Below are 12127 nucleotides of genomic sequence, written 5' to 3'. Positions count from 1 at the left end.
GCAGCATACTGTTCAATGGATTTCAATAATTATCTGACAGAGAATAAATGTGTTCACAGCATGTCTCATCCCGGGCATCCATGGGAGAATTCACCTATGGAACGCTGGTGGAACGATTTCAAGCACATCTGGATGGATCATCATCCGCGGCCTGCCAACCTTGAAGAGCTTGAAACATTAGTTCAGGGAGCAATAGACTATTTCAACAGGAAACGTGCCTATGCGTCAAAAAACGGCCTGACCGCAGAACAGTTCTGCAATCAAGCCGTATCTTGTTAGTTAAAATTTTATATTTGAACTGTATACTTGACAGGACATAGTACAGGTTGCAGGTCGACCGATTTTGTCCGGCATTTTTTAAAATACAGAGCCGCGCATCGCCTGCTTGATTATTGAGACGGGACGGGATTACGGGAAAAAGTCCGTTTTATGAGATTTGCCCGTAAAAATCATCCCTGGATTACGGGCAAAGTTGGTTTCGTCCTAAAAAGCTTGACGGCGGGAATTGACGCCTGATATTATTTGCTTTGATAATGTAAATATATGAGGGGTTAACATGGCAAAACCAAAAACCAAAGCAGAACTGATCGAAGCGGCAACGACCAATTATGAAAATTTGCTCAAGATGATCGCAAACAGAACGGAAGAAGAAAAAGCAGGGAATATGATTTTTCGGGCGACGACAAGAAAAAAGAAGCACACTGGCAAAGGGGCAGGAATCTGTGCGACGTTTTGATTCATCTTTATGAATGTCAGCATCTTCTTTTGAACTGGCTGAAGAACCACGATGATGACAAGAGCAGGTCGTTTTGCCGGAGGGATACAATTGGCGGACATACGGAGCAATGAACGTTGCATTCTGGGAGAAGAACCGGGACGTTTCAGAAGAAGAGGCGCTGCGAAGACTTGAAGAATCTCATCATCAGGTGATGCAGGCGCTTGAGATTTTTTCTGACGAAGAGCTGTTTACGAAAAGCTTTTACCCGTGGGTCGGCGGGTGTTTCATCAGCAACACCGCCAGCCATTACGCATGGGCAATCAAGAAGATGAAGGCGCACAAGAAAAATTGCCGGCACTGAATTTGACAAAATAAGGCAAGTCGGGGTGAACCCGGCTTTTTTGTGTTAAAATAAACAATGGAATTTTATACGCAAAGGAAAATATCAATGAAATTTAAACCACCAGTTTCAAAAAATCAAGAATTGACAGCAACCGTGACCGACTTGACCTATCAAGGAATGGGCGTCGTCAAGGTTGACGGGTACACGCTGTTTTGCGATGATGCTTTGCCAGGCGAAGAAATCAGGCTGCACGTGCTCAAGGTCGGCAAAAATTACGGTTATGCCAAGGTGATCGAGCGGTTGACGACGAGCAAGGATCGCGTCGAATCACAAGGTAGGGCATATTCGCAGGCGGGCATTGCGCCGCTTCAGCATTTGGCCTATCCTGCTCAGCTCAAGTTCAAACAAAAGCAGATTCAGGATCTTTTGAAGAAAGCTCATCTGGACGACATCGAAGTTGCAGAAACGATCGGGATGAAGGATCCGTTCCATTATCGCAACAAGGCCCAGGTTCCCGTGCGCGGAACGAAGGGTGATTTGAAGACCGGATTCTTCAAGCGAGGCAGTCACAACTTCCTTCCGCTTGAGAATTTCCTGATTCAAGACGAGCGCATCGACGAGATTTTGAAGGAAGTCATAAAGGTTTTGAACGCTTACGAGCTTGAACCTTATGACGAAGAGCGCCATTCCGGCATGATTCGCCACCTGATGGTCAGAATCGGTCACTATTCGCGCGAAGCAATGGTTGTCATCGTCACGAAGAACGGCCGTCTCCCGCATGATCGAGAAATTGCCGAAAAAATCGTTGCCGCTTGTCCGGACGTCGTCAGCGTCATGCAAAACGTCAACCGTGACAGAACCAACGTTATTTTGGGTCAAAAGACCAAGCTGCTTTTTGGCAGGAATCATATCAAGGACACGCTGAACGGCCTCGAATTCGAGATTTCCGCGCAGTCGTTCTACCAAGTCAACCCGGTTCAGACGGAAAAGCTTTATCAGACCGCAATCAGGTTCGCCAACCTGACCGGAGAAGAAACCGCGATCGATGCCTACTGTGGAATCGGGACGATTTCTTTGTCCCTTGCTGAAAAATGCAGAGCCGTCTACGGAGTCGAAATCGTTGAAGCAGCCATTGAAGATGCCAAGCGCAACGCCGAGCTCAACGAGCTTGACAACCTCAGATTTGAGGTCGGCAATGCCGAAGACTGGATGGCCAAGTGGAAAGAAAAAGGAATCAGACCAAACGTCATCATGGTCGATCCGCCGCGCAAAGGTTTGACTGAAAGCTTAATCGAAAGCGCAACGGGGATGAATCCGGACAGAATCGTCTACGTCAGCTGCAACCCTGCCACGCTTGTGCGCGACATTCAAAGCTTGATGGAAAAGGGCTACCATGTCGAGGGCAGGATTCAGCCGGTCGACCAGTTCCCGCAAACGGCGCATGTGGAGAGCGTTACTTTGCTTCAGCGCGACGCTAGTCGTGGTGAAGCTTAGAAACGCTCCATGCGATAGCCACCCAAGAGAGAGGAGCGAGGCGACGATCGATTGGAAAGTGGCGAACCGCTGAGACGGTAGTCTTGATGTCAAGAAAAGATAAATAAGTGCCAGAAAGTGGCGTATTTCCGGGCTTTTTGCGAGGTGATCATCATTAGAGGAGCCTTGCGAAAAGCTCGGTTTTCTTTTATGGAAACATATCTACTGCAAAATGTGTGTCAGGTTGTGACCTCGGATTAGATAACGCAAATTGAGTTAGTGGATTAGATGTCAGGCATTTTGGGATGATTTTTGAAAAATGAAAAAGGGTGACAACCAATCCGGCAACTCGACCATTTTGGGTGTTTGCAGGCAGTGGATTAGATGTTAAGAGAGGTTATACAAATCGGAATTTGGAGGAAAGTATAATGAGTATAGTTGTTAATATATATTATTCCGGCGAAAATGGTTCTGCGCGACAATTTGCAAAGGAGATGATTTCAAGCGGTACTGTTGATGCAATTAGAAATGAAGCGGGGAACATTAGATATGATTATTTTTTCCCTCTGGGAGATGAGGAAACTGTGCTACTGATTGACAGTTGGGAAAATCAAGAGAGCATTGACTTTCACCATCAATCACCCATGATGAATAAGATTGCGGAGTTAAGAGATAAATATAATCTTCACATGAAAGTAGAGCGATATCGGTCAGAAGATACGATTCCTGACACTGATCAAAAATATATAAGAAATTGACAACTTCCAGTTTGTAGGGATGACATGAAAAATAAAGTTTAAGGAACAGAGTTTCACTTAAGAAGAATTGCACCGGCAGCAGGGGAAAATCAAAGAAGCATATGAGAAATATGAAGTGGAAGCGGTATGTATTGTAAACCGCAAGAAGCATCCGGATGGAGGCTATTATAAGGATTATTTTTATTAAGCCTGCAAACACAGAAAGCTTGTGGACGGACACCGCCCTGATGATGGGCCTTTCGCGCATTCTCTACAGCTGTTACGGCGACAGAATCAAGCTTGATTCGGATATGAAATGCAGTGCCGCAGCCTGTGTTCTTTCCTATGTCTGCATCGCAATTCCGTCATCAACCTTGGCATCGTCTGCACGAATGCGGGAATCGGAAACATCGGCTATGCCGGATCGTTCTTCAGCGTGGCGGCCCTCATCATCAGCTTCTTCTTTCTCTCGGCGTCCGTGCCTGGTGAAAATGCAGAGCATTGAACAAAATGATGGAAGATCATCCACAAGTGTGTTTTACTGTCTGTGGATTTAAGTTCAGTTGAGCAATATTTTCATGATTTCCAGCATTTCATGTTAGAATGAAGCTGAACAGACAAGAATCAGAAGGGAATGATCTGTAATGAATCTGACTAATGTCAACTCACCGATTAAGCTTGAAAACGGCGTTGAGATTCCGTGCGTCGGCTATGGTACGTTCCGAACCGATCCGGCAGTGACTGCCAGGGCTGTGCAGGATGCAGTCGAGGCCGGCTACCGTCATATCGATACGGCCAGGATTTATGAAAATGAAGAAGGCGTAGGAGAGGGAATCAGGGTATCCGGCGTGCCGCGCGAGAAGCTGTTCGTTACAAGCAAGCTTTGGAACACTGACAGAGGATACGAGGAGACGAAGGCGGCCTTTCAGGCAAGTCTTGAACGTCTCGGGCTTGACTATCTCGACCTGTATCTGATTCACTGGCCGGCAAATGAGAAGCAGTTCGGTGACCGTGCGGCACAGATCAATGCCGATTCGTGGCGTGCGATGGAGGAGATGTATGAGGCTGGAAGGATTCGTGCCATCGGCCTCAGCAACTTCATGCCGCATCACGTGGAAAAGCTGATGGAAACGGCCAGAATCAGGCCGATGGTGGATCAGATTGAGGTTCACCCGGGCTGGCCGCACACCGATGAGATCATAAAGCTTCAGGACATGGGCATTCTGGTTGAGGCCTGGGGTCCGCTTGGCGGCCAGGGGTCAGTTGTCTTGCAGAACCCGACGATGAAGAAAATTGCGGAAGCCCATGGCAAGTCAACGGCTCAGGTGTCCCTGCGCTGGATCATTCAGCAGGGTGTGCTACCTCTGCCTAAATCCGTACACGTTGAGAGAATCAGGCAGAACATGGACCTGTTTGACTTCGAGCTTTCAGACGACGAGATGAAGGAGATTTCATCGCTGTCCGGTCTTGGCGGTCAGTGTGCCGATCCGGATGACGTTGACTTCTAGGAATTTTTGAAATGCAGTAACACTGAACAAAATGACGGAAGATCATCCATCCGGGTGATCTTCCGCCTTTTTGTCAATGCAAAGATTCCGACCGTCACCATCGATTGCCTTCATCTCTCATCAGAGCTACAATGAACAGGAAAGCAAACAGGAAAAATGACAATGACGATTGAATACAGGCCGACAGGGGACTTTACCGAAGAAGACCTCAGGCGGCTCTTCCTTTCAGTGGGCTGGGAGTCGGGAAGATACCCCAAAAGGCTCGTGACTGCGATGCGCAACTCAACGCACGTCATTTCGGCCTGGATGGAGACCGGCTGATCGGCCTGTTGCGTGCCCTTGACGACGGAGCTGCCACCGCATTCCTGCACTACGTTCTGGTTGACCAGAAGTACCAGGGCAGACACATCGGCGACGAACTCATGAATCGAATCATGAAAAACTTCACCGACCTTCTCCATGTCAAGGTCATCCCGTCCGATCCGAGGACCATCACGTTCTACGAGCGTTACGGATTCCGCCAGTACGACAACTGCCCGGCAATGGTGAAGAAGAACATGCAGAATAAGGACTGATCAATGGATGCCGGGATATGCCTGTCAGCGGAAAGGACAGGAAAAGTGTTACAATGAAAATGCAGAGACGAAAATGCAGCTTGCAGCAAGCTGCACCAGAGCCGGAAGGCAGGACGGGTTGTCCGTTCTTTGAGCATCATTCTTTAAGGGGGAATTTATAATGAGCGATAAAACAGAGATTACTTTTATGCAGACAAGATTGATCCGGCTTGCTTCAGAAGAGTGGCATCTACCTGTTGAGCAGATTATCCGTCTGTTTAAGGAGGCCGATGTTCTTGGATATATAGAAAAATGTTATGGTATTTTTCATTGTGAAGGTGACGAAGCCGTTCTTGAAGATATTAAGGAATTCATGAAAGAAAAGGGGACGGAAATCATTGTCTGAGTCAGAAGATGGATTTGTTCTTTATCACGGCAGCTATTGTGAAGTCAGAGAGCCGGATCTTGCCAGATGTGCAAAGAGAAAAGATTTTGGTCAGGGATTTTATTTGACCACATCGAAAGAACAGGCAGAAAGTTTTTTGAGAACTTCAATCGTCAAGGCAATTGCAACCGGAAAAATTGAAGAAGGGCAGAATTTTGGCTATGTTTCAACTTTTGAGTTCCAACCTGTTGGAAAACTTGAAATGCATGTTTTTAAAAATGCGGATGTGGATTGGTTACATTGTATCGCCGCTCATCGAAAGAAAAAACTGTTTGTTGATGTTGAACGTGAAATGGCAAAATATGATATCATTGCAGGAAAGATTGCAGACGATGCGACAAATGCAACTCTTACGGCATATCTTGCAGGGGCCTTTGGGACAGCCGGTGATCAGGAAGCAGACGATTTTTGCATTAAACGGTTGCTGCCGAATAAATTAAAAGATCAATATTGCTTCAAAACCGAAGCAGCTATTGAGTGTCTGAAATTTGTGAGAGGCGAGAAGATATGGCTGAAGTAACAATTCCAAAGGAAAAAATGAATTATACAATCGACCTTCTTATCACTATGGTGACAGAAGAAATCGCAGAAGAGACCGGCAAGGACAGAAAAGATGCATTGATGGATTTTCTGTGTTCCAGGACAGGCAAGGCACTGTATGATGAAAAAACAAAGCTGTGGTGCAATGGACCCGCATATATAGCTGAACTGTATATGGAGGAGCTGAAGAATTCCTGATATGCGTGAAGATCCCTATAATTGTCAGATAAAATTGTCTGATGGTTGTGGGGAATTTTTTACTATCTTTTCCGCTGTCCCACCATTGCAATTTTCTCTCACCGGTACTACACTTAACAAAACAGCAACAACTGCATTGAGAGGTTTTTTGCATGAAAAGATCATTTTCTTTTTCCGACATCAATCGTCTGATTGATGATTACCGGAAGGCGGAGCAGAGGCAGAGGGAGATTTCCGAAGTCGGGGAGTACGAAAGCGAGGTCAGGAAGGCAGCGGTCAGGTATGTGGATTCAGAGGCGATGGCGATGATGGAGGACATTGCCGTCGAGGAGCTCAATCGTGACAAGAAGGGCATCAGAGTCAAGGCTCTTCGTGACCATGGCTACAACAACTATGCGGACATCCTGACGGCCAGGGATTATGATCTGTCAGCCGTCCGCGGCATCAGTGAGGACACCGCATACAAGATCATGAAGTGCGTTGAAGATGTGTACGGTCAGGCAAAGGAATCAGTCAGGCTCAAGCTCAACGCAGATGACAGAAGCGTAAGCGCTACCCGCATCGTGACCGCTCTTTCCAGATATCATGAGGCCTGCAAGCTCGCAAGTGACTGTGAGGGTCTTGACGATAAGTACAAGGAGTCCATCTCGCGTGACATGGACGACATCAAGCCTGCAACGGGGCTTTTCCGCTGGCTGTTTTCATCCGGGACGAGGAAGCAGAGGGCAGAGGACGCATATCAGTCACTTACCGAAACCATTCAAGGCGAATACGGTCTTCAGCTTGGAAAACTCTCGGACCGCCGCAGAAATCTGAAGTTTTATTCAGAAAGCGACGCATGGGATGATTTCCAAAAGCAGCCTGTCAAGTACAACAACACCGTGGAGAAGCTGGTTCCCGGCCTGCTTGGCAATGGGGACTCGATGTACGGCCTGCCGAAGGAACTCGCAGGAAAGATTCAGGACGAGGACTTCTTCCCGGACGGACTGCGCTGCGAACTGCGACGCTATCAGGAACTCGGCGTCAAGTACATACTTCATCAGGGCAGGGTTCTTCTCGGTGACGAGATGGGCCTTGGCAAGACCGTTCAGGCGATTGCGTCGATGGTCTCTTTGAGAAATACAGGGTCCACCCACTTCGTAGTGGTCTGCCCGGCCAGTGTCATGATCAACTGGTGCAGGGAAATTGAGAGGTTCAGTCTTCTCAGCGTCATCAAGGTCCACGGCACGACGAAGCAGGCGGCAATCAGGGAATGGATGGACAAGGGTGGCGTTGCCGTCACTACATACGAAACGACGTCTGCCTTCAGTCTTCCGGATGACTTCAGATTCGGCATGCTTGTCGTCGATGAGGCCCATTACATAAAGAATCCGTCCGCCAAGCGTTCCGTGAGCGTGAGGAAGCTTTCTGAACACGCAGACAGGATGCTCTTCATGACGGGCACCCCGATTGAGAACAACGTTGACGAGATGATCCGCCTCATCTCCATTCTTCAGCCGAAGATTGCAAGGAAGGTTTCAAATATCAAGGCCTTGTCATTTGCGTCGCAGTTTCGGGAAAAGATTGCGCCTATCTATTATCGAAGGAAGCGCGAAGACGTCTTGACCGAACTTCCCGAGCTGGTCGAAAGCAGGGAATGGTGCCGCCTTGGCAAGGTTGAGCGCGAAGCGTACGAACAGGCGGTTCTGAAGAAGAGCTACAATGACGCAAGGCGTGTCTCATGGAGCGTTGACGACCTCAAATATTCCAGCAAGGCCGGACGGATGATGGAAATCATTGCCGACGCCAAGGCTGACGGAAGAAAGGTCATCGTCTTCTCCTATTTCCGCGACACAATCAGCAAGATATCAGCGATGCTCGGCAGCCAGTGCACCGAGCCGATCAACGGTTCCGTTACGCCGGCAAAGCGTCAGGAAATCATCGACGGCTTCGACAAGGCTCCCGCCGGTCAGGTTCTTGTCTCCCAGATTGTCGCCGGCGGCACAGGTCTCAACATTCAGTCCGCCAGCGTCGTGATCATCTGCGAACCCCAGCTGAAGCCTTCCATCGAGAGCCAGGCCATCTCCCGCGCCTACCGTATGGGCCAGGCCAGAAACGTCCTTGTCTACAGGCTTCTCGCGTCCAACACCGTCGACGAGCGTGTCACGGACCTGCTCGAGGAAAAGCAGACCGTGTTTGATGCCTTCGCGGACAAGTCCGTCGCCGCCCAGAAGGTCGAAGTCGACAAGAAGACCTTTGGCAACATCATTCAGGAGGAAATCGACAGAATCAACGGGGAAAGAAGCGGCAAGGTCAAGGCCTAGGATGGAAAATGCAGTACTTTGATGGCATCACCTGCGGGTAGATGCAAATTCCAGGCTCTGCTTTTTAGCATGGCGGAAATTAAAAGTTTTGATGAACTTTTTGAAAAAACACGATAGGGGTGGTTGGCGGGGGGTGGTAGATGTGCTAGAGTAATATGGAGTATAGCGTTTCTTGATGATAAACCAGTAATATATTCTAAAATTGGAAGGAAGATGTAAATGATGAGCACTCACTCACTCACTCACTCACTCACTCACTCACTCACTCACTCACTCACTCACTCACTCACTCACTCACTCACTCACTCACTCACTCACTCACTCACGTTGATTATTTAGGTCAACGCTTATTTGTCAAGTATTTTTTTAAGGATTCACTAACGAATTGTGTTGGTGGATCCTTTTTGACTATGAAAGGTGGTGTTGGACATGAAAAGTACAATGAGTCAGTATTGCCCAACACTGCATTTATAAATGAACTTAAAAGTAAATTGCCTGAGTTCTTTAATGACAATGATCAGTTTTACATATACACAAGATATTTAATGACTTACACCAATGTTAGGATGGAAAAAGTATATGTCAATTACTGATTATGAAGATAAAATTAAGAAAATAGTTGAAAAGGAAGATCACGGGCAATTCATATATGATTTTCTGTCTGTATACGAGAAAATCTCAAAAGCGACAATTACTAAATTACGTAAGGGCAGCAACAATTTATCTAAGGTTCCTGGAGAGGTCTATTTGAAAAACAAGTTGTTTTTCAAGGAAACAAAAGGTCGGGTGATGCAGACTTATTCGGATCTGGAAGACAGGATTGACGAGATTAAATCAAAGCCAAGGTATATTGTCGTTACTGATTACAAGCAATTGCTTGCCAAAGATATCAAGACTGGAGATACCTTGGATATAAAATTCATGGAACTGCCCCGTTATTTTGATTTCTTTCTTGCCTGGAACGGAATAGAGAAGGCGGATTTTGAAAGAGAGAACCCTGCAGATCTGAAGGCCGCAGAACGATTTGCCAAGTTCTTTGATGTTATTTCAAGTGATAATGGAGATGTTGACAGACATGGACTGAATCTTTTCCTGATTAGATTTCTGTTCTGTCTGTTTGCGGAAGATACTGGAATTTTCAAGCAGGATTTGTTCACTGACTTTCTGAAGAAAATTACGTCACCTGATGGTTCTGACATGAATGACAGACTTTCAGAATTGTTCTCATTCATGGATAAGAAGGAAAGATCAGGTGATGAACCAGCTTGGTTGAGCGATTTTCCATACGTTAACGGTCAACTTTTTACAGAACCGCATATGCATATTGAATTCAGTGCCAAGTCACGAAAGCTGATGATTGATGCCGGTGAATTGATAGGCTGGTCCAAGGTTAATCCTGATATTCTTGGGTCAATGCTTCAGGCAGTTGCATCTGAGGACAGGAGAAGTCATTTTGGGATGCACTATACCAGTGTCCCCAACATAATGAAGGTTATTAAACCATTGTTTCTTGACAATCTTCGTGAAGATTTCGAAAGGGCCAGGGGAAACGAGGATAAGCTTACTAAGCTTTATGAGAGGATTGGCAACATCAAGTTCATGGATCCGGCATGTGGATCGGGGAATTTCCTTGTAATTGCCTACAAGGAATTACGTCAGTTGGAAATTGACATCATCAGGGAACTCAATGGAATGAGAATTGCCACTATGTACATTCCATCAGTTACATTAAATCAGTTTTACGGTATCGAAATTGATGATTTTGCGTGCGATGTCACAAGACTGTCACTGTGGATTGCAGAACATCAGATGAACAGGAGACTTGAAGAGGAAGTTCATAATGCAGTTCGTCCGACACTGCCACTTCAAAAGGCAGGGGCGATTGTTTGCGGGAACTCGCTGAGGCTTGACTGGGAAGAGATTCTTCCTCATGGCAGGGATGATGAGGTTTATTTGTTTGGCAATCCACCATATCTTGGTGCCAGAAAGCAAAGCAAGGACCAAAAGGATGATATTAAGTCAGTATGCGGGAATATGAAGGGATTTAATTCCCTGGATTATATAGCAGGATGGTTTGTCAAAGGAGCAAGATATATCAGAAGTAGCAATGCAAGATATGCATTCGTTACTACGAATTCAATAAATCAGGGGGAACAGGTATCTATCTTGTGGTCTGAACTTTACAGGAAAAACAGTGATATTATATTTGCATATCAATCGTTCAAATGGGGAAATAATGCGAAGAATAATGCCCAGGTTACTGTAAGCATTGTCGGTGTAGCTGATGAAGAGTATTTTTCAGGCGATAAGTTTTTATTTTTCAACGATTCACAGAAGAAAGTTGAAAATATCAACCCTTATCTGTCTGAAGGGGAGAATGTCATTGTTGAATTGCAGAAGAAACGAAATGATTTCCTTCCAGCAATGAACTTTGGAAGTATGCCTAATGATGGGGGAAACTTGCTGTTTGATGCGCAAGAATACGAGTCTTTAAGTGAGAGTACTAAGAAATATTGCAGAAAATACATGGGGTCAAGTGAATTTATAAATGGCATTTCAAGGTATTGCCTCTGACTCTATGAAGTTGATCATGCAGATTATTCAGAAAATGTTGAGATTGAGGATTTAGTGGATAAGGTTAAAAAATACAGGTTGGGTAGAAAACGTAAGGAAACTATAAAGCTGGCGGATGTTCCAGAGTTGTTTGGAGAAATACGCTATCCGTCGGAATATTCTGGAAATGACAATTCTAAGTATTCAATCATTGTACCGCGTGTATCCTCGGAAAACAGATTATATGTACCTATGGGCATAGTGGATTCAAGTGTCATAATTTCCGATTCGGCAATGGCAATCTATGATTCTCCAATCTGGCTGTTGGGATTGCTGGAGTCACGCATGCATATGACATGGCTCAGAGCAGTTGGAGGACGTTTAAAGACAGATTATAGATATTCGGCAGGTTTGGTTTACAATACGTTCCCGGTTCCGGAAATTTCAAGTCGTCGGATAAAAGAGATTGAAAACCTGACTGTGGATATTCTTGATATACGTGCTGAGGAGGGGGGAACATTGGCAGAATTATATGGAACGCCCCTGGCAAAGAACAATCCCAAGCCCATGAATGAAAGGCTTCTCAAGGCACACCGTGAATTGGATCAGGTTGTTGACCGTGTTTACAGGCAGTCCGGCTTCAAGGATGACAGTGAAAGGCTGTCATATTTGCTGAAAATGTACAGCAATGAAACTAAAATCAAGGACAGGTAGGATTAGTACTTAGCTGATGGGTATCCTATTTAGTTTTTGAT

The 12127-nt window shown here is 46.0% G+C and carries 10 protein-coding genes and 2 pseudogenes; 11 read left to right on the top strand and 1 reads right to left on the bottom strand.

The window, feature by feature from the left end; translation table 11 throughout:
- The first annotated feature begins 15 nt into the window (after nucleotides 1-15).
- The 4 genes and pseudogenes from BMZ95_RS06040 to BMZ95_RS06025 all read left to right on the top strand — a co-directional run bounded on the left by BMZ95_RS06040 (nucleotide 16) and on the right by BMZ95_RS06025 (nucleotide 3292).
- Nucleotides 16-279, top strand: coding sequence for an integrase core domain-containing protein (locus BMZ95_RS06040; RefSeq protein WP_225357360.1), 264 nt, complete (start codon nucleotides 16-18; stop codon nucleotides 277-279).
- 277 nt (nucleotides 280-556) lie between these two features.
- Nucleotides 557-1079 (top strand): annotated as a pseudogene (locus BMZ95_RS06035) (ClbS/DfsB family four-helix bundle protein).
- Between the two features lie 87 nt (nucleotides 1080-1166).
- Nucleotides 1167-2555 (top strand): 23S rRNA (uracil(1939)-C(5))-methyltransferase RlmD, encoded by a 1389-nt coding sequence (rlmD, locus tag BMZ95_RS06030; RefSeq protein ID WP_046922318.1) that lies wholly within the window; start codon nucleotides 1167-1169, stop codon nucleotides 2553-2555.
- Between the two features lie 407 nt (nucleotides 2556-2962).
- On the top strand, nucleotides 2963-3292 hold the full coding sequence (locus BMZ95_RS06025) for an antibiotic biosynthesis monooxygenase family protein (protein WP_046922319.1): 330 nt from the start codon (nucleotides 2963-2965) through the stop codon (nucleotides 3290-3292).
- Between the two features lie 322 nt (nucleotides 3293-3614).
- Here the strand turns inward: BMZ95_RS06025 and BMZ95_RS11265 are convergent, their stop codons facing one another.
- Nucleotides 3615-3773 carry a hypothetical protein gene (locus tag BMZ95_RS11265; RefSeq protein ID WP_180376731.1) on the bottom strand — a complete coding sequence of 53 codons (159 nt, stop codon included), beginning with the start codon at nucleotides 3771-3773 and terminating at the stop codon, nucleotides 3615-3617.
- Between the two features lie 142 nt (nucleotides 3774-3915).
- Here BMZ95_RS11265 and BMZ95_RS06015 point away from each other — a divergent pair, with 142 nt between their 5' ends.
- The 7 genes and pseudogenes from BMZ95_RS06015 (at nucleotide 3916) to BMZ95_RS05980 (ending at nucleotide 12086) form a co-directional block, all read left to right on the top strand.
- On the top strand, nucleotides 3916-4779 hold the full coding sequence (locus BMZ95_RS06015) for an aldo/keto reductase (RefSeq protein ID WP_046922320.1): 864 nt from the start codon (nucleotides 3916-3918) through the stop codon (nucleotides 4777-4779).
- Nucleotides 4780-5108: 329 nt separating this feature from the next.
- A complete protein-coding gene (locus BMZ95_RS06010) occupies nucleotides 5109-5354 on the top strand; it encodes a GNAT family N-acetyltransferase (RefSeq protein WP_235806926.1) in 246 nt (81 codons plus the stop codon).
- Nucleotides 5355-5514: 160 nt separating this feature from the next.
- Nucleotides 5515-5739 (top strand): DUF3791 domain-containing protein, encoded by a 225-nt coding sequence (locus tag BMZ95_RS06005; RefSeq protein ID WP_035159030.1) that lies wholly within the window; start codon nucleotides 5515-5517, stop codon nucleotides 5737-5739.
- Nucleotides 5732-6298 carry a DUF3990 domain-containing protein gene (locus BMZ95_RS06000; RefSeq protein ID WP_014073068.1) on the top strand — a complete coding sequence of 189 codons (567 nt, stop codon included), beginning with the start codon at nucleotides 5732-5734 and terminating at the stop codon, nucleotides 6296-6298. The genes BMZ95_RS06005 and BMZ95_RS06000 overlap by 8 nt, the downstream gene beginning before the upstream one ends.
- The gene (locus BMZ95_RS05995) at nucleotides 6286-6516 is read left to right on the top strand and encodes a hypothetical protein (RefSeq protein WP_046922322.1); all 231 of its coding nucleotides are present in this window, start codon (nucleotides 6286-6288) and stop codon (nucleotides 6514-6516) included. The genes BMZ95_RS06000 and BMZ95_RS05995 overlap by 13 nt, the downstream gene beginning before the upstream one ends.
- Before the next feature lie 152 nt (nucleotides 6517-6668).
- A complete protein-coding gene (locus tag BMZ95_RS05990) occupies nucleotides 6669-8819 on the top strand; it encodes a DEAD/DEAH box helicase (RefSeq protein ID WP_046922323.1) in 2151 nt (716 codons plus the stop codon).
- A gap of 579 nt (nucleotides 8820-9398) precedes the next feature.
- A pseudogene (locus tag BMZ95_RS05980) lies at nucleotides 9399-12086 on the top strand (class I SAM-dependent DNA methyltransferase).
- The last annotated feature ends 41 nt before the right edge of the window (nucleotides 12087-12127 follow it).

The sequence above is a fragment of the Ligilactobacillus ruminis DSM 20403 = NBRC 102161 genome, assembly GCF_900113455.1.
Classification (GTDB): Bacteria; Bacillota; Bacilli; order Lactobacillales; family Lactobacillaceae; genus Ligilactobacillus; species Ligilactobacillus ruminis.
The sequence above is the reverse complement of the archived record's forward strand: the minus strand, read 5'-3'. Positions and strand labels throughout refer to the sequence as shown.